This window comes from Caballeronia sp. KNU42, from assembly GCF_053760385.1.
The window spans coordinates 466,716-485,517 of the sequence record NZ_CM132388.1; the positions used below are offsets into that span (position 1 = coordinate 466,716).

The following is an 18,802-nucleotide window of genomic DNA, read 5'->3' on the forward strand; positions in this document are numbered from 1 at the left end:
AAAATTCAAACGCGTGTCACGAAGGCAACCAACCTCGCGGTTGCGCCCGAAAACGAAAAAGCCCGCGACGGCCGTCACGGGCTTTCTGGATCGCCGCTGTCCCAGAGGCTTACCTCAGAGACTCACGTCAGACCCGCAGGTCAAATGCGCGGCGAAGTCTTCAGCGAATCGCGGATCTCGCGCAGTAACAACACGTCTTCCGGCGTTACAGCAGGCGGCGGTGCGGGCTCCTCCGCCTTGCGCAGCTTGTTGATGAACTTGACCATCAGGAAAATGATGAACGCCAGGATGATGAAGTTGATCAGCACCGTAATGAACGAACCGTAACCGAACACGGCGACACCTGCCGTCTGCAAGTCTTTGTACGAGTCGGGATTGCCCTTGAACGTGGGCGGGATATTACCGAGCTTGATGAACATGTTGGAAAAATCAAGCCCGCCCGTGACTAGCCCCACGATCGGCATGATCAAATCCTTGACGATCGAATTGACGATGGTCGAAAACGCGCCGCCGATAATCACACCGACCGCCAGATCCATCACGTTGCCCTTGAGGGCGAAGCTCTTGAACTCTTCAATCATGCTCATGCGTTGCTTCCTCCATTAAAGATCATAAGAATCGGCAGCAAGGTATGTGCCATTCGACGACGTGCCGCATATTCTCAGCTGCCGTCCCGGCTTTGCTTTCTGTTCAGGCTCTCACCGTTTTTAAACGGATAACGACAATGATAGCCAATCGGTCGCGTGTGCGTTCCGGCTTTTTGACGTCATCGGCGGATCGGATAGGGTTTGGCGGATGGATTCTGCTTGTTTGCCTTTCGTTCGCGCTCATCGCACTGCTATGCTTTTTCGGGCGCCGCCGCTATGACACGGCCCTGCGCGATTGCCTCGACGAACGTGGCGTGGTCAACGACGGTCTGCGCACCATAGCTTTCGGCCCAGCGTGCATAAGCGGCATCCAGACGGTCCGAGTTACCGCAATAACCGGCGATCAGCGCGGCATCGCCCGTGCGGGCATGAGCGCGCGCGAGCAGCAAGCCGAGGCACCAGGCGTAGAAATCGAAGGTCGCGCCGTGCAGCCAGTCGACCGGAATCGAGCCGCGGATGTTCTTCATCTGCCGCACGTAGAAGTCGCGGCCCGAAATGGTCGTCCAGCCGAGCAACGGGTCGGAAGAGCTTTGCAGCAGGCGCTGGCCATGCACCACGCGCCGCCCCTGATGGCTGAACGGTTCAGCGAGCGCCGGTACGAACGGCGCAGCCGCCGGCACAATGCCCTCCTTGACCTGCATGAATAGCGGATCGGCATGAGCCCGTCCGAGCAGCAATAACAAATACGCGCGCGTCCCGACGCTGCCCACGCCCACCACGCGATGCGCGACATCGACGACGTCGTAGCGTTCGAGCATCGTCCGCCACTCGCCCGCGATGGTTTGCAAATACCCGCGCAGCCCCTCGGTAACGTGGTTTTTTTCCGCGGCGTCCAGACGGGTCAGGATCGGCGGCTCGTCGCGAAAACGCCAGCTTTTGCCGCTAGGCTCGGCGACGCGAGCCAGCATCGTCGCGTGACTGCGTTTGGTCGCGCGCTCGACGGCCTTGGCAATGGTCGCTTTCTCGGCAGGATCGAGCGTGACCGGTGCTTCGATATGCAACACGCTCGCATACGAGCGCATTTGCCATAGCTCGTAAGTGGGCACCTGGGCCAGCGTCGACATGGTGGTCCGGTAAGCGGCGCAGGCGAAGCGCACGGCTTGCTCGCGGCCGGCGGCGTCAACGCCGTTTTCGCGCGCCGCCACGTTGATGCTGGCGGTGAGCCGCTTCAGATCCCATTCCCACGGGGCGACCAGCGTTTCATCGAAGTCGTTCAGGTCGAAAACCACGTCCTGCCGGGGCGTGCGGAACAGGCCAAAATTGTTCAGATGGGCATCGCCATCGATCATCACGTGATGGCCAATGGACGGCGTGTGCGCAAGATCCCAGGCCATCACGCTCGCCGCGCCGCGCAGGAACGCAAACGGCGACGCAGCCATGCGCGACATGCGCAGAGGGATCAACCGCTCTTGCCGGCCGGCGTTGTTGGCGAGTACACGCGCCACGGGGTCCGGGCGGCCGGCTTCAGGCTGCCAGGCTGCGTGCGCGTCGAAGGAGACCGAGTCGCGCAGCGAGCGCCCGAGAACACGGCTTTCCTCAGCGGTGCCGATGGACGTACCGGACAAGCTGGCGAGAGGATTTGCGGATAGTGAGGGCTGGGTGGGCAAGACTGCTTTCCTCAGGTTGGTCTATCGAACAAGGCGTGCGCGATTTTGTTGACTGCGCCGCTTTGCGCCGCGTCCGTTGCATGCGACGCAAGACAAGAACCGCGAGAGCACAATGCGCGCCAAGAGCGATTTCGTACAGTCCAGGGGTCCAGAGGCCAGGGCCGGCGGTTTCTTTGCCGCCTTGAAAGGCGAAGCCGTCCCGCCGTATGACTGAGGCAACATAGCACTTGTTGGAAGGTGTCCGAAAACGACGCCCCGCGATAGGCACGAAACCTGCTGTTCCTTCTGACCGTGGGCTCGGGATGAGGTTGCACGCATGGCGCTTAAATCCGCCGTCGCATCCCGGCTAACGACTCGCCATGCGCTCGCGGCGCGGCGGGTTGGAGCACCATCACATATCGATTGAAGCATCCAACACCTGGACACTCGCATACATGGCACACGATATCCGCATTGCCGAAGGCTCGCCGTTTCCCCTCGGCGCGACCTGGGACGGCGAGGGCGTCAACTTCGCCCTGTTCTCCGCGCACGCTACGAAGGTCGAACTGTGCCTCTTCGATCAACTCGGCGAGAAGGAACTCGAACGCATCGAATTGCCGGAATACACCGATGAAGTTTTCCACGTCTATCTGTTCGGTCTGAAACCGGGCGCTGTCTATGGGTATCGTGTACATGGTCCTTACGAGCCGGAGAACGGGCATCGTTTCAATCCGAACAAGCTGTTGCTCGACCCGTACGCGAAGGCGCACGTGGGTGAGCTGAAGTGGGACCCGGCGGTGTTCGGCTACACCCTGAACGCGGACGGCGACGACCTCACGTTCGATGAACGCGACAGCGCACCGTTCGTGCAAAAGTGCCAGGTGGTCGACCAGAGTTTTTCGTGGGTCCATCCGACACGCGTTCGCGTGCCTTGGGAACAGACCATCTTCTACGAGACCCATGTGCGCGGTTACACGAAACGCCACCCGGCCGTACCCGAGCATCTGCGCGGCACGTTCGAGGGATTGGGCACGAAGGAAGTCATCGAGCACATCAAGAGCCTGGGGGTGACATCGGTTGAATTGCTGCCCATTCATGCATTCGTGGACGATAGCCATCTCACCGACAAAGGTCTCACCAACTACTGGGGCTACAACACGATCGGCTTTTTCGCCGCCGATCCGCGCTTCTTTGCGCAAGGCCCGGGCGCGGTCGCGGAACTCAAGCAGATGATCGACCGCTTCCACGAAGCAGGCCTCGAGATCATTCTCGACGTGGTCTACAACCACACCGCCGAAGGCAACGAACGGGGCCCGACGCTGTCGTTCAAGGGTATCGACAACGCGTCGTACTATCGATTGCCAGAAGACAAGCGTTACTACATCAACGATACCGGCACGGGCAACACGCTCAACCTGTCGCATCCGCGCGTCCTGCAGATGGTTACCGACAGCCTGCGCTACTGGGTCACGGAAATGAACGTGGACGGTTTCCGCTTCGATCTCGCGACCATCCTCGGCCGCGAGACCTACGGCTTCGACGAAGGCGGCGGCTTCCTCGACAGCTGCCGCCAGGACCCGATTCTCTCCAGCGTGAAGCTGATCGCCGAGCCTTGGGATTGCGGTCCGGGCGGATATCAGGTCGGTGGTTTTCCGCCGGGCTGGGCGGAGTGGAACGACAAATTCCGCGATACCGTGCGCGAGTTCTGGAAGGGCGAAGAAGGCGTGGCGGCAGAGTTGGCCACGCGTATCACCGGTTCCGGCGATCATTTCAACCACCGCGGCCGCCGTCCGTGGGCGAGCGTGAACTTCATCACCGCGCACGATGGTTTTACGCTGAACGACCTGGTCTCGTACAACGAGAAGCACAACGAGGCAAACGGCGAGGACAACAACGACGGCAGCTCGGACAACCGCTCGTGGAATTGCGGCGCGGAAGGCCCGACCGACGACCCCGAGATCCGCGCGTTGCGTGAACGCCAGAAGCGCAACATGCTGGCCACGCTGCTGTTTTCGCAAGGTACGCCAATGATTTTGGCCGGCGACGAATTCGGCCGCACGCAACAAGGCAACAACAACGCGTATTGCCAGGACGACGACATCAGCTGGGTCAACTGGGACATCGACGACGACGGTCGCGCGCTGAACGATTTCGTGCGCAAGCTCACGACCTTGCGGCACACGCTGCCGGTGCTGCGCCGGGGACGTTTCCTGACGGGCGAATACCACGAAGACTTGCAGCTCTCCGACGTCAAATGGCTGAGCCCATCGGGCGAGGAACTGACGCCGGAACAATGGGACGATCCGTCGATGCGCTGCTTCGGGCTCGTGATTGACGGGCGCGCGCAAGCAACGGGCATTCGCCGTCCGGCATCGGATGCCACGCTGCTGATCGTGGTCAACGCGCATCACGACGTGGTGGACCTGACGCTGCCCGAGATCCCGGGCAGTGACCAGTGGAGTTGCCTGATCGACACGAACGCGCCGATCCGCGAAGAGCTGGAAGACTTCGATTCGGGCGCGATCTATCAGGTGACCGGACGGTCGTTGCTGCTCTTCGCGCTGCATGCGCGCGGCGCGACCAAGCGGATTTTCAAGCGCCTGGAAGAAGCGCTCACCGACGAAGTCGAACCGGAGGGCGGTAACGCGGCGTAAGGGAGCGCGAGGGGAGCGTGATCTACGGCAGTGGTTTGTAACCGCTATCATGCGGGTCATGAACCTTGACCCGCTGTTTCGCTTACCTTGCCGCCCGCCGTTTTCATCCGCATCGCAGCGTATCGTGCAGTGCACCCAGTCGATATGATCTTCGAGGCGCTCATGCGTGTCGCTAACTGGGATCAGCTGGAGCGCATCTGGGAATTTATAGTGGGATTCTTCAAATTCCTCTGGGCGTTGCTGCGTTTTCTCGGGGGCGGATGAAGGCGCGCTTTGCGACTAATTTGCTCTTCCAATAAAAAAGCTCCGGACAAATCGTTTTGGATTCGTCCGGAGCTTTTTTAACATCCAGCGCAGCGGCAGTTGGATCAGGAGTTGTCCCAGTTGCCGGAATCGTTGCTGCCGAGGTCGACGCCGCTGCCGCCGCCATTGTCGCTCCAGTCGTTCGAGCCGTTGCCGAAGTCGAGGCCACCGCCGTTGTTGTCGTTACCGCGACGGCGGCGCAATTCGTCGTCATCGACCGGCACTTCGCGTTCAATCACGCGCTCGCGGTTGCCGCCGGACAGCGCCTCGCCGAGCAACACGCCCGTCAGCAATCCGCCCATGCCGCCACCAAAACCACCGCCTTGCTGCACGATGACCGGCGGCTGCTGTTGCGGATAGGGCGAATAGGGCGGCTGGGGCTGACCTTGCGGATTGCGCCCGAAGCGCTCAGCTTCCTGCGCATAAACCGACTGGCCGTCGGCACTTGCCGGCGCCGCTGCTGCGGCACGCGGATCGGGCCGGCCTTCCGAACGGGCACGCACGCTCTCGATCTGGTTCGACAAATCCTCGATCGCGTAGGGCGGCACGGGATTTTTCGAATTGGACAGCGCTTCGACCATCTGGCGAAGTTGCGTTTCGATGCCTTCGACTTGTTGCAGCATCGCTTCGTGACCCGGTTGTGTCGATAAACGCACGTCCAGCTTCAGCGACCGGACATCGTTGAGCAATTCGGTCGCGCGCTTGAGTTGCGTGCGGCGATCGGCGTCGGCCTGGCCGTCGTCGTTAGAACGCGCGCGTTTCAGACCCCAGCGCAACACGAGCGCAATCCCGGCGAACAGGACCGCAAGCAATACCCACATTCCCATAGAAGGCCCATGTTTTTCAGGCGCAGCCACGGCGCCTTGATTGAACGGATTGCGCGTCACCGAGGCAGACGTCGAGTTAGACGTCGAGTTGGACGTATTAGTCGATGAATTCACCCGGTTCGCATCCGAGCGGATACGCGCTTCCATGGCGTTAAAGCGCGCCGGATCGGTAAATTTAATGGCGGGGTCAAGCGTGCGTGCTTGCTGAACCTGAGCAAGCGCGTCGGAGGAGCGGCCTTCGCGATCCAGCACCTGCGCGTACAAATAATGCGCCTTGGCGTTGTTCGGATGCGCCTGCAGAACTTCGTTCAACTGGGCGTCGGCCTGGCTCCAGTTGCCTTGCGTCATCGACTGCTCGATCTGGCTGGCGCTCGGCACGGCGGCGAAGGCCGTTGCCGAAACCAGCATCAGCGATGCAACTACAGCCATCACATATTTTTTCATCTGCGAACCGGGGCGTTCGCACCCGTCTCCATTCCATGCGACATTTCGATGCAATTGCCCAATGCTGCCCGCAGCGAACCGCGCTAGCGCGCCGTTCGCTGCGCCTTCGACGGCGCGCAGACTTGAGGTTGTCCTCATTACTGGTCCACGCTGTCAGGCGTTCGCCCCGAAGGGCGCAAGCCTTGGTCCCGCTCTTGATCCTGCTTATTCACCGGCCGGCGCAAAGCTTCCGCGCCGGCCTGGGAACCGGCACTTTACTGCGTCGGCGTATTGATCTGCTTCTTGAGGGCTTCCAGGCGGTCCTCGACAGACGGGCCACGCGTGAGCGCAGCAAGTTTGTCTTCAAGCGCCTTGCCGCTCTTCTGATCGGCCGAATTCAGCCGTGCGTCCGAGCGGGCATTCGATAGCTGCACCTTGTCTTCCAGTTTTTGAAAGTCTTCCGACAGGTTCTTGCCACCGATACCACCCAGCGCGGTTGCCGCAACATCTTTGGCCGTCGCGATCTGCTGCTTGGCTTGAAGAATGTTTGAGCGCGAGTTGAGCTCGTTGCGGCGCTGGCGCATGTCGTTGATCTGCTGCTTCAAATGATCCACCGACGGCACCAGCGTCACCAATTCAGCGGCCAGCGCATCGCGTTCTGTTTCTGCGTTTGCCTGCGCGCCCAGCGCTTCACGAGCCAGCGCTTCGTCGCCGCTTTGCAGCGCGCGCTTGGCGCCGTCTTCGTACTTCTTTGCCTTCTCGGCAGCAACGTCGCGCTTGCTTTGTTGCGTGGCGACCTGCGCTTCAATTTCGATCAGCGAGTTCTCGGCCTTTGCAATGCTGTCGTCGAGTTCGCGCACGATCTGGCGAGCGTCCCGCGACGGGTCCTGCACGGTATCGGCGGCGTCGTTCAACAGGCCCTTGACGGTGCGCGAGATGGAGTCCAAAAGCGACATGAGTTTCCCCCTGGAAATGAAGTCGGCTGCCAGGCAGCAACGTTAATGAACATTCTGTGAATATTCGTCAGCGTTTGATTAAGCGCGGCGCCCACGGCGTCGCGCGTCGGGTAAATCGGGTCGGGCGCACGGATTGCAAGCTCGCCGATACACTTTGTTGCGAAGCGGGAATCTGCGCATTGAGGACAGGTTGGGTCGGCAATGCATGGACCTTGTTCCTCAAGCTTACGTGCGCGCCGCGTCCAGATTTTGACCGGGGTATTAAACCATGCAACGGCTTAAACCGGGCTTAACCGTTTTATCTTAACGGTACACCATGCGTATGAATTAGCGAGTACCGCTGGGGAAATTCAAGTTTTTGAATGAATTGAGAACGGATCAGCCATGTCGAAGATGCTTATCGTTGCGTTTGCCGTTACAGCCGTCGTTTTCCTGACCCTCGACGCCATCTGGCTTGGCTTGATTTCTCGGAACTTGTATCAGCGGGAGATCGGCGAATTGTTATTGCCGAAACCCAACCTGGGCGCGGCGGCAGTCTTCTACGCGATCTACATAGTGGGGCTGGTGTATTTCTGTGTCGTGCCGGGCGTCACGGGGCAGAGTGCCTTGCGCGGACTGCTGAACGGAGCGATGTTCGGGATCGTCGCGTATGCCACGTACGACCTCACCAATCTGGCGACGCTGAAAGGCTGGAGCACGGAGCTCGTTTTCATCGATATTGCGTGGGGCGCGGTGGCAAGCGCAGTCGCATCGGCCGTTGCGGTCGCTATTACCACACGTGCGATCCTGTTCGACTGAGCCGGGCCGACTTGCCCGACGACCTTTCAGGCGCGCCCGGAAAACGATGCGTCTTCGTCAGACTCATCAGGCGTACCGAAATCCTCTCCAGAATCGCAGGTTTGCGGCAGGACGTCGTCCGTATCTGGTTCAGGCGCAGTCAATGGCTTCGGCCCTTCGGCGGCCAATGTGCGTTTGCTTGCCACCCTGGCGACCTGTGCCGCGTCCCGCGCCTCGCGTGCGGCTGCCCGTTCGGCGACTTGCCGCAGGGCAACATTCAACGGGTCGGGTGTTTTCGGCGCACGCAACCGGTCTACAAGACTTGCCGCCTTCACCTGTTCACTGGTCGCGTTGAAGCTCAATACGGCGCGTCGCATGAGTTCGCTGACGCTGACGCCAAGGCTGTCGGCAGTGCTGGTGATCGCAAGTTTCTGCGCAGGAGTGACGAAAACGACGATGCGTTCGCTGGGTTTGGTAGTCATAGCGCCTCGCAAGCAGGGCTGGGCAAGTCCGAACGGCCAATATCCGGCACGGGCAACGCCATTTGATGCAATTCGGGCGTTCTCGGCGGTACGGCAAACCACGCAACCAACGCTTCCATCATATCGGTTTGCCAACTTCTCGTGCGCTAAGGCACACTCCGCAAGCCGCGTTTCTGACGCCGCTCCATCGAGCACTTGCAATATTGAGATAGGGGTGCTAGGCCCGTTTCCGCGATAGCGACAGAACGGGCCGCCTCGATCGGCATACTTGCCGCGACGGCCCATTACACGGGATTTACTTACAAAAAAATCCTGTCGCTGCCGGTGCTCGGCACTCGAATTCTTTAAAATGCGCTGTTATTCTGCGCGGGGCCGCCAGTGTTGCAGTTTTTCTTACAATGCGATAACGGCCCATTCGCGGGAGCGCGCAGCCGGTCCGGGGGCAACGGCACGCGACGCAGCGGTCTGGAACAATTTTCATGGACGTGCTCGGTTTGAGCGCTTTCATGTATCGAGCAGGCAGCAGCGCTACACATCGGCTACATGGCGAAGCCCGCCACGGCTTTCGTTCACCCCAACATTTATCGTTACGCGGTTTCATGGCGTTGCGCACCGGGCGCCTCAGGGGCGCGCCGTTCAATCCAACTCATGCCAATCATCAAACGACCAAATTCGTCGAACGCTCCACGCGATGACCGGGATCAGGATGGTCCCAATCGTTACCGTCAACCCACCACCAAGTCTTCAGCCGGACCCTCGATCGCGCTGCGTATCGTGTTGTGGTTCATGGGGCTCTTCGCTGTTGCGGCAATCGTCGGCGCGCTGATCATTGGTTATGCGCTGGTCGTGATGGGGCCGAACCTGCCCTCGCTCGATGCAATCACGGACTATCAGCCGAAAGTGCCGTTGCGGATCTACACCGCGGATCACGTGCTGATCGGCGAGTTTGGCGAGGAGCGGCGGCGCATCGCGCGCTTCGACGAGATTCCCGACCAGATGAAGAAGGCCGTCCTCGCGATCGAGGATTACCGCTTCTACGAGCACGGCGGCGTCGATTTCATCGGTATTGCGCGGGCAGGGTTGAGCGACATCATGCACGGCGGCGCGTCGCAAGGCGCAAGCACGATCACCATGCAAGTCGCGCGCAACTTCTTCCTCTCCAGTGAAAAGACCTACACGCGCAAGATCTACGAAATGCTGCTCGCCTACAAGATCGAGCGTGCGCTGACCAAGGACCAGATTCTCGAGCTGTACATGAACCAGATTTATCTGGGCGAGCGCTCGTATGGGTTTGCATCGGCGGCGCGGGTGTATTTCGGCAAGGACCTCAAGGACCTGACGCTCGCCGAATGCGCGATGCTTGCGGGCTTGCCCAAGGCGCCGTCGGCGTATAACCCGGTCGTCAATCCGAAGCGCGCGAAGATTCGTCAGCAATACATCCTGAAGCGCATGCTCGACCTGAATTTCATCACGCAGGCGCAGTTCGACCAGGCCAGCTCTGAGGAAATACATGCGCGCGTGTCGGGCACGGAATACAGCGTGCACGCGGAGTATGTAGCGGAAATGGTGCGGCAGATGATGTACGCGCAATACCGCGACGACACGTACACGCGTGGTTTCTCAGTGACCACGACCATCGATTCCGCCGATCAGGAAGCGGCGTATAACGCCGTGCGCAAGGGCGTGATGGATTACGAGCGGCGCCATGGGTATCGCGGGCCGGAGGGCTTTGTCAATCTGCCGACGACGAACCAGGACGACCGCGACGAAGCGATCGACGACGCGCTCGCCGATCACCCCGACAACGGCGATCTGATCGCGGGCGTGGTGACGTCGGTGAATGCGAAGCAGGTGGTCGTGACGTTCGTCAATGCCGACCCGGCGACCATTACTGGTGACGGCTTGCGTTTTGCGGCTGCCGGCTTGCGCAGCAATGCATCGGCAGCGGTGCGGCTCAAGCCGGGTTCCATCGTGCGCGTGGTGCAGGACGCGAAGGGTAACTGGAGCATCACGCAGTTGCCGCAAGTCGAGGGTGCACTGGTCTCGCTCGTGCCGCAGGACGGGGCGATTCGCGCGTTGATCGGTGGCTTCGACTACAACAAGAACAAGTTCAACCACGTCACGCAGGCGTGGCGCCAACCGGGGTCGAGTTTCAAGCCGTTCATCTATTCGGCGTCGCTGGAAAAGGGTCTTGGACCGGCCACCATCATCAACGACGCGCCGCTGTATTTCCCGCCGACTACGCCTGGTGGCGATGCATGGGAGCCGAAGGATGACGACCAGCCTGATGGTCCCATGTCCATGCGCACGGCCTTGCAGAAGTCGAAGAACCTCGTGTCGATCCGTATCCTTTCTTACATCGGCACGAAGTACGCACAGGATTACGTCACGCAGAAGTTCGGTTTCGATGTCGACAAGACACCGCCGTACCTGCCGCTTGCGCTGGGCGCCGGTCTTGTCACGCCGCTGCAACTGGCCGGTGGATATTCGGTGTTCGCCAACGGCGGCTCGCGGATCAATCCGTACCTGATTGGCGAAGTCGCCGATGCACACGGTACGGTGATCTCGCGCGCCAATCCGCTGATTGCCGGCAGCAACGCGCCGCAAACGCTCGAACCGCGCAACGCGTACGTCATGAACAGCCTTCTGCATTCGGTCGCGACGGGCGGCACGGGCGCCGGCACCAACGTGCTCAAGCGCAACGACCTGCAGGGCAAGACGGGTACGACCAACGACGCGAAGGACGGCTGGTTCGCGGGTTATCAGCATCAACTCGTGGCTGTCGCGTGGATGGGCTATGACCAGCCGAAGTCGCTTGGCGGCCGTGAATTTGGTGCGCAACTTGCGTTGCCGATCTGGGTGGAGTTCATGCAACGGGCGCTTGCCAAGATCCCGCAGCAGCAAATGGCGATGCCCGATGGTTTGACGACCGTCGACGGCGAGTTGTTCTTCGCCGATAAAACCCCGGGCAATGGTTTTGTTGCCAGCATAGGCGTGGATTCAGCGAATCTGGCTGAAGGCGCAACCGATGCGGTGGGCGGTGTCGGTCCCGGCGGACTGACGCCTCCGAGCGTGCCGCCGCCCACCGTGAAACCGGCCGAGCGCCAGGAGATCATGGATCTCTTCAAAGGGCATTGATCGGGGTGGGTGATCATCGATGGGCTGTGGGGTTAGACGAGAGCCACTACGGACGTGACGCAGCCCGTGACGGCTCCTGCATTCTTGCTAGCGCCGGACTCGTACGACTGAACGTCGCCGCGTTCGAACATCGATCCTGCCGTGCTCCTGCACGCTCGCGTTCGACCGGACAGGCAGGGCGGCCGCAACGGGCTCCGGTTAAAATGCGAAACGCGCGTTCTCTACCCATCGGAGGATATGCACGCCATGACGAAGACGAGTGTCAAGTCCGTTGGCATCGCCGCGGATCACGACAAACCTAACCTGTACAAGGGACAGAAGGCGTTCAATACGCTGATCAAACAGATTGAAAAACGACGCGCCCAGCTGAGTGCGTGGGAAGCTGCCGTGCCCGCTTTCCATCAGAAATATGTCGATGAATTCGCGCCTCTCGAGCAGACCCTCGCTGACTTGCAGGTGAGGATGGTGCATCGTCTCGATCAGGCGTGCGACCAGAAGGGACTGACGAAAACAGAACGCCGCTTGGTGTCGGACCTGATCGCCGAACTGGCGGGTAACCTTGCTGCGCAACGCGACGATGCGCAATTAAAGGCGTTATACAACAAGCACAGCCAGTCCGATTACGACCTTGAGGCCGCCGCCGAACTGGACGACATGAAACTGATGATGGAAAGCATGCTCGGCGTCGAGCTGGGCGACGATTCGGACATGAACTCACCTGAAGACTTATTGCGTCGTGTGCAACAAGAGATGGAGCAGCGTGAGGCGCAGGATTTCGCTGAAAGCCAGGCTGAGGAAGAACGTCGCACCAAGCGGAAAAAGACGGCCAAGCAGATTGCCGCTCAGGCGCGCGAAGAAGCTGAGCAGGCAGAGATCAGCCTGTCTATCCGAGAGGTATTCCGCAAACTGGCAAGTGCCCTGCATCCCGATCGTGAGTCCGATCCGCAGGAGCGCGACCGGAAAACGGCGCTGATGCAGCGCGTGAATAAAGCCTACAGCAACAACAATCTGCTGCAGTTGCTGGAACTGCAGCTGGAACTTGAACACATCGATCAGCACGCGATCAATAACATCAGTGAAGACCGGTTAAAGCACTACAACAAGATTTTGAAGGAACAGATCGGCGAACTGGATCAGGAGATCGCGCACGTCGAAGGCAATTTCAAACATAGCTATGGAATCGAGCCATTCGCTACGGTCTCTCCGGGCACGATCATGCGCAATCTGGTGAGAGACTTGGCCGTTCTCCGGAACAGCGTGCGTACTCTGGAGCGGGATCTGTTTGCGTTTGAAGACATCAAACAGGTCAAGCTTTGGCTGAAGCAAGTGCAGCGTGAAGCGGCAATGAATCCTTTCGACGACATGCCGTATTGATCGTGTGCAAGAAGGCAACAGCCAAAAAAAGCGCGCCGCAATCTGATTGCGGCGCGCTTTTTTGCTGCTTCAAGATTACTTGACTACTTACCCAGCGTAGACGCCGGCTTTACCGCACATGTCGTCTCGATGCTCGACTGATCCGCGAATGTCAGCTTCAACGGGATCGTCGATCCGATCTTCAACGGCTTGGGCGCGTCCTCGAGCATCAGGTGGTAGCCGCTGGGCGCGAACGCGAGCGTGCCGTGCGCGGGGACCTCGGCGGATTCGACCATCGACATGGTCGATGTGCTGCCGTTACTCGTCGACTTATGCAGCATCGCCATGCCGAACGCGGGCGTTTCGGCGCCGATAAGCGTGGCGGGTTTGTCGCTGTTATTCGATACCACGAAGTAGCCCGACGACGGCAGGTTTGCCGGCATCGAACGGATCCAGCAATCGTGTGCTTCGAGCGTCGCGGCTTGCGCGCCGGACGCCGCGAGGGCGCATAAGGACAGCAAACCGGCGTGAATCAGTGTGTTGGTTTTCATGGTCAGCTCACTTTACGTTGAACAGGTAATGGCCTTGCGTACGATGGCCGTCGTCGGCCACGGCCGTCCATTCCACTTGATAGGTGCCCGCCTTGAGGTCGCCGAGCGCGACGCTCATATGTTTCTTGTTGTTCGCATCGACAGCCGATTTCGCGCTGTTGACCTGCTTGCCCGCTGAGTCGATTACGGTCAGCGTGCTGAATTTCGGTTCGAGACCCTCGGTGAAGTCGATGGCCACTTCATGCGGCGCTTCGACGGTTGCATCGGGTGCAGGCGTTTGCTGCGCGGGATGCGCATGTGCAAAAGCGAGTTGAGCTGTGGCGAGAAGCAGGGCGCTAAGACCGCCATGCCTGATTATGTTGATGAGAGACGAGTTCATGCTGATCCTGTTTGATCCCGCTTGATCGTGTTTGATCCGGGTGACGCAAATGATGAGTCCCGGCCATGCAGCCGGCGACAGTGCAACGAGGAATCAGACGAAGACTGGCGGCGCGCGAGGCTGTGCAGCGAAGACCGGCGCATAGGGCGGGAAGGGCTGGGCAAGGGTGTTGCTGGAGAGTGATTCCGGCAAGACACGCGCTTGATACGCGCTTGCGCAAGGTGGGACCGCAGGCGAATGCGCCGCGAGATTGCAGTAACCGCACGCATCCCAATGACCCGCCGCGGAATGCTGCGAAGAGATGGGTTTGTCACTGCGGGTCTGCGCCGCTTGCGATGCTGCCGAGCAGAACGTGCTCAGGAAAATATCGGGTCGCGAGTCTGAGGCCAACGCTTGGGACACCGCCGGTGCGAGCGCGGTCATCAGGATTGCAAGCAATCCGATAAGGCTGCCGAACTTGCGGGCGAGGCGACGGCGCATGAGGCTGACGTTGACTTGCAGAGCGTTGAAGCGATCGATTATGCCATGCGTGCAAGAGGGAATTCATGCGCTTGCGATGCAACGGCTGCGACCTATTGCGGCACCAGACGCAACGCTGTAGTTGCCTCGTAGTTACCCCATAACGCACGCTCAAAACCACTTGCGAGCCTCAAATGAAAAAAGCCCGGAGAACCGGGCTTTTGACTTTGAATCCTTGGTTGCGGGGGTAGGATTTGAACCTACGACCTTCGGGTTATGAGCCCGACGAGCTGCCAGACTGCTCCACCCCGCGAAAAAGATTATAGGGGAACGGTGATTGCAGTGCAACATGTTTGTCATGTTTCATCGCTTTGATGACTTGGTCGAGCACGGCATGGCCTGATGAGGAAGGCCTGCGCTGTTTATGCTAAAGCGCTTTGAGATGCTGTTGCCTAAGCGCACGACATTGCCTCACAAAGGACGAGCCGCTATAAAAACTCGGCCGCAAATCTCATTGGAGGGATTTGCGGCCGAGTGTTTTAACTACGCTTCCAAGCTGCTGAAACGTCGCTTAGAAGTTGCTTAGGGTTCGCTTAGAAGCCAAACGCGAAACCTGCACCGCCCGTGGTTTCTTCACCCGTGGTCGAACCGCCGATCGTCAGGACCATGTTGGTGCCGAAGCGCTTCTGGAAGCCGATCGCGATTGCAGCCTTGTCACGATACACACCCGTGCCTGCCGCGAAGCGGTTGTCCTTGTCGGCGATGGCTGCCGCGCTGCCTGCCATCATCGCCATCGCGCTGCTCATCGCACCGACGCTGTTGATGTGGTTGTTAGCCAGCGAGAGGCCGCTGTTCATGTCGGAGCGAAGCGCGTCCGTATAGCCCTTCGCCGACTTCACTCCCGTGTTCACCGACTGTTGCATCTGGTTCACGTTGACGGCGTCCGTGCCGTCCGTGCCCGCTGCGACGTTCGTGATCTGACGCTGACCGCCTGCCGATGTCGTACCCACCGATACCGCGTTGGCACGATCCGCCACCGAGCCTGCGCCCAATGCGACCGAGTTGTTCGCCGTAGCTGATGTGTTTGCACCAATCGCAACTGCATTCGCGCCGCTAGCCACTGAAGTCGCGCCGGACGCTACTGCGTTGACGCCAGATGCTACTGCGTTCGCACCCGATGCGACGGAATGTATCCCGCTTGACGTAGCGACTTCCGAGTTGCGATCGCCATCTGCTGTGAAGAGCGGGTTGTACGCGCCGTTCGCGAGGTTGGTGACCTGACCCATCATGTCGTTGATCTGGCCCAGGTTGACCGCATCCATCGCGTTCGTGCCCGCCGCGACGTTATGCAGCGCGGTGCCTGCAGCGTTGCCGTTGCCGAGCGTTGCGTTGGCATAGTCCGGCGTGCCGTCGGCGTTAGTGTCGTACTTGATGGCGCTTGCGCTAAGCGACGTGACGCTGCTCGATACCGCGTTGAGCTGACCGACGTTGGCTGCATCGGTTGCAGCCGTGCCTGCTGCCACGTTGGTGACCTGGCGTTCGCTGCCAACCGCGCCGACCGATACGCTGTTGTCCCGATCCGCCACCGAGTTCGATCCGAGTGCGACTGAGTTCTTGCCCGACGACAAAGCCGCGCCGCCGATAGCCACCGAATCCGTACCCGTCGCCGATGAATCGGCGAGCGTGGAATTCGAGTGGAAGTACTTGATGCCGCCACCGTTGTTGATGTTGTTCGTGAAGTCCTGAAGCGCAGCGACGTTCTGATTGGTTGCATACAACTGCGAGCCAGTTACGGCATCGGTGCTGCCGTCCTTCACGTTGCCGTCGAGCAGATTCGTCAGCAACGTGGGTTTCGTTGCTGTTGCACCGCCCAAAGTGATCTTCTCGTAGTTCGGCGTGCCGTCCGCGTTCGTGTCGTACTTGACGGCGAAGCTGTCGAGCGCGTTGAGGTTGTTCGACACGACGGTCAGTTGGCCGACATTGACCGCGTCGGTAGATGCCGTGCCTGCTGCCACATTGGTGACCTGGCGTTCCTTGCCTGCCGCGCCGACCGATACCGAGTTGTCACGGTCTGCGAACGAGTTCGAACCGAGCGCCACCGAGTTTTTCGCCGACGCGGTTGCGGCGCCGCCCACGGCGACGGAGTCCGCACCGGTTGCCGACGAATCAGCAAGTGTCGAGTTCGTGTGGAAGTACTTGATGCCGCCACCGTTGTTGATATTGCCTTCGAACGTTTCGAGCGAACCGACGCGCTGGTTGGTCGAGTAGAGCTGCGAGCCGTTGATTGCGTCGGTGCTTGCCGAGCTCAGGTCACCGATTTTCAGGTTCGTGAGTTTGGTCGGCTTCGTGGCGCCTGCACCGCCGAGCGTCACATTTTGATAGTCCGGCTGACCGGCCAACGTGTCGTACTTGACCGCGAAGCCGTCAAGCTTGGTCAGGGCCTGGGAGACCGATGTGAGCTGAGCGAGGTTGACTGCGTCGGTGGAAGTGGTGCCGGCTGCCACGTTGGTGACCTGGCGTTCCTTGCCTGCTGCGCCGACCGACACGGTGTTCGCGCGGGTTGCAGTCGAATTGGCGCCGATCGCGACCGAATTGTCCGCCGATGCTACCGCCGCGCCGCCGATCGCAACTGCGTCTGCGCCCGTCGCCGATGAATCGGCGAGTTGCGAGTTCGAATGGAAGAACTTGATGCCGCCGCCATTGTTGATGTTGGTGGCGAAGGTCTGCAGAGTCGAGACATTCTGGTTGGTCGAATTCAGTTGCGAACCGTTGACTGCGTCGGTGCTGGTAGACGTAAGCGCACCTGCGGCAACGTTCGAGAGGGTGACGAGTTTGGTCGTGCCCACGCCACCGAGCGTCACGTGTGACTTGTCGGTTGTGTCGTAGGCCACCTTGTTGGTGAGTTCGGAATCGATCTTGGTAATTGCGTCCCCTACGGTGCCAGACGCTACGCCGGCAACGGTGTACACAGGCGCCTGAACCGTGCCGTCGCCATTGATCTTCGCGCCGCCGCCAAGCAGGGTCGTCACGTTCTGGAGCTGGGTCACGTTGACGGCGTCGTTGGCCTGCGTGCCGGCTGCGACGTTGACGATCTGACGCTTGTTCGTGGCGCTGCCGACCGAGACCGTACCGGTACGATCGGCGACGGAGAGCGTACCCAGAGCGACCGAGTTCGAAGCGGATGCGGTCGCGCCTGGACCAACGGCGGTGGCTTTGGTGCCAGCGCGCGTATCCGAGCCAATTGCGAGTGCCGCATCCAGACCGCCTGTGCTGTCGGCAACGGCGTTCCCGCCGATTGCAATACTTCCAACGCCGATCGCCGTGGCGCCGTCTGCGCTATCTGCGGCGGCGTTAGCTGAGAGATATTTGCTGCTGTCCGAGGATGCGTTGCTGCTCAATGCCGTGAGTGCGTCTCCAACGTTGTTGAACGTTGTTCCTTTGACCGTGTACGTCGGTGCCGTGATAGAACCGTCCGCGTTGAATGCGGCCGTGCCGCCGAGCGCGGTCACGAGTGGCTTCAGTTGGCTGACGTTGACTGCATCATTCGCTTGTGTGCCACGTGCGAGTTGAACCAATTGACGCTGAGTGCTTGCATTGCCAATGGATACCGTGTTCGCGCGATCCGCCATAGCGTTCATGCCGATAGCGGTGGAGGCTGTAGCGGACGCCGACGCGTGCGAGCCCAACGCGGTCGACTGCAGGCCCGACGCGTCGGCCCGTGCACCAAACGCTGCAGCGCTGGTTGCAAGCGCGTGAGCGTTTGACCCCACGGCGACGCTGCCCAGCATGCCGCCGTCACCACTCAACGCGCCGCTGGCTACTTTTGCGTCTGCGCCGACTGCAAGATCACCAACTCCTGTCGCGCTGGCTCCAGGACCAGTCGCCACACCGTAATCGGCGTTTGCAACGCTTCCCGAGCCAATCGCAATACCGTTGTCTAGACCGCTTGGTGCGGGAGCGACGTTGCCACCGTCCAGCGAGACCTCGGCGGAAGCACCGCCAACGGCGCCCAATGTCACCGCCGACGCGAGCACGGCCTTCGCCAGCCGCCCGTTGCGCTTACCGCGCGCAGCAGCCGTTTCCGACACCGCGACCCAAGCGCCGATGGATTCATTCCAGACGGATTTATAAACCTTGTTCATTTGCATTCCTGCGTAGAGTTGACTTGGGATCCATGACGCGAACACGCGGTGGGGGAGGTGTGATCCGCGTGTCGAGTCCGCGCCGGTATCGAATCCGAAGGGACCCATCGATGGCTGCGTGGACA

General features: G+C 60.3%; 12 protein-coding genes, 1 tRNA gene and 1 pseudogene. 4 read left to right on the forward strand and 10 right to left on the reverse strand.

The genetic code is table 11. The features are described 5' to 3' along the window. Positions 1 to 140: 140 nt before the first annotated feature. Together mscL and ACSOSP_RS02005 are read right to left on the reverse strand one after the other, a co-directional pair. A complete protein-coding gene (gene mscL, locus ACSOSP_RS02000) occupies positions 141 to 587 on the reverse strand; it encodes a large conductance mechanosensitive channel protein MscL (RefSeq protein WP_455309277.1) in 447 nt (148 codons plus the stop codon). 251 nt (positions 588 to 838) lie between these two features. Next, the gene (locus tag ACSOSP_RS02005) at positions 839 to 2,254 is read right to left on the reverse strand and encodes a DUF2252 domain-containing protein (protein ID WP_455309278.1); all 1,416 of its coding nucleotides are present in this window, start codon (positions 2,252 to 2,254) and stop codon (positions 839 to 841) included. A 434-nt stretch (positions 2,255 to 2,688) separates the two neighbouring features. Between ACSOSP_RS02005 and glgX the strand changes: the two genes are divergently transcribed. After that, entirely contained in the window at positions 2,689 to 4,887 is a 2,199-nt protein-coding gene (gene glgX / locus ACSOSP_RS02010; protein ID WP_455309279.1) for a glycogen debranching protein GlgX, read from the forward strand. 368 nt (positions 4,888 to 5,255) lie between these two features. Here the strand turns inward: glgX and ACSOSP_RS02015 are convergent, their stop codons facing one another. Both ACSOSP_RS02015 and ACSOSP_RS02020 read right to left on the reverse strand, forming a co-directional pair. Then, the gene (locus ACSOSP_RS02015) at positions 5,256 to 6,461 is read right to left on the reverse strand and encodes a tetratricopeptide repeat protein (RefSeq protein ID WP_455310809.1); all 1,206 of its coding nucleotides are present in this window, start codon (positions 6,459 to 6,461) and stop codon (positions 5,256 to 5,258) included. A gap of 254 nt (positions 6,462 to 6,715) precedes the next feature. Beyond that, positions 6,716 to 7,396 carry a PspA/IM30 family protein gene (locus ACSOSP_RS02020; RefSeq protein WP_455309280.1) on the reverse strand — a complete coding sequence of 227 codons (681 nt, stop codon included), beginning with the start codon at positions 7,394 to 7,396 and terminating at the stop codon, positions 6,716 to 6,718. Positions 7,397 to 7,780: 384 nt separating this feature from the next. Here ACSOSP_RS02020 and ACSOSP_RS02025 point away from each other — a divergent pair, with 384 nt between their 5' ends. Then, positions 7,781 to 8,194 carry a DUF2177 family protein gene (locus ACSOSP_RS02025; RefSeq protein WP_455309281.1) on the forward strand — a complete coding sequence of 138 codons (414 nt, stop codon included), beginning with the start codon at positions 7,781 to 7,783 and terminating at the stop codon, positions 8,192 to 8,194. A gap of 196 nt (positions 8,195 to 8,390) precedes the next feature. Here the strand turns inward: ACSOSP_RS02025 and ACSOSP_RS02030 are convergent. Further along, positions 8,391 to 8,655: pseudogene (locus tag ACSOSP_RS02030) on the reverse strand (plasmid mobilization protein); the annotation flags it as partial. Between the two features lie 648 nt (positions 8,656 to 9,303). Between ACSOSP_RS02030 and ACSOSP_RS02035 the strand changes: the two are divergent. Continuing rightward, a complete protein-coding gene (locus ACSOSP_RS02035; protein WP_455309282.1) occupies positions 9,304 to 11,793 on the forward strand; it encodes a penicillin-binding protein 1A in 2,490 nt (829 codons plus the stop codon). Positions 11,794 to 12,039: 246 nt separating this feature from the next. Then, a complete protein-coding gene (locus tag ACSOSP_RS02040) occupies positions 12,040 to 13,167 on the forward strand; it encodes a J domain-containing protein (RefSeq protein ID WP_455309283.1) in 1,128 nt (375 codons plus the stop codon). 83 nt (positions 13,168 to 13,250) lie between these two features. On the opposite strand, the gene ACSOSP_RS02045 is transcribed toward ACSOSP_RS02040, so the two are convergent. From ACSOSP_RS02045 to ACSOSP_RS02065, 5 genes are all read right to left on the reverse strand, one after another. Further along, on the reverse strand, positions 13,251 to 13,697 hold the full coding sequence (locus tag ACSOSP_RS02045) for a copper chaperone PCu(A)C (protein ID WP_455309284.1): 447 nt from the start codon (positions 13,695 to 13,697) through the stop codon (positions 13,251 to 13,253). Between the two features lie 7 nt (positions 13,698 to 13,704). Further along, positions 13,705 to 14,076, reverse strand: a complete 372-nt coding sequence (copC, locus tag ACSOSP_RS02050) for a copper homeostasis periplasmic binding protein CopC (protein ID WP_455309286.1) — start codon at positions 14,074 to 14,076, stop codon at positions 13,705 to 13,707. Between the two features lie 93 nt (positions 14,077 to 14,169). Continuing rightward, positions 14,170 to 14,556, reverse strand: coding sequence for a DUF2946 domain-containing protein (locus tag ACSOSP_RS02055; protein ID WP_455309287.1), 387 nt, complete (start codon positions 14,554 to 14,556; stop codon positions 14,170 to 14,172). 215 nt (positions 14,557 to 14,771) lie between these two features. After that, positions 14,772 to 14,848: transfer RNA gene (locus ACSOSP_RS02060), tRNA-Met, on the reverse strand. A 280-nt stretch (positions 14,849 to 15,128) separates the two neighbouring features. Beyond that, positions 15,129 to 18,677 carry a YadA family autotransporter adhesin gene (locus ACSOSP_RS02065; RefSeq protein ID WP_455309289.1) on the reverse strand — a complete coding sequence of 1,183 codons (3,549 nt, stop codon included), beginning with the start codon at positions 18,675 to 18,677 and terminating at the stop codon, positions 15,129 to 15,131. Between the last annotated feature and the right edge of the window lie 125 nt (positions 18,678 to 18,802).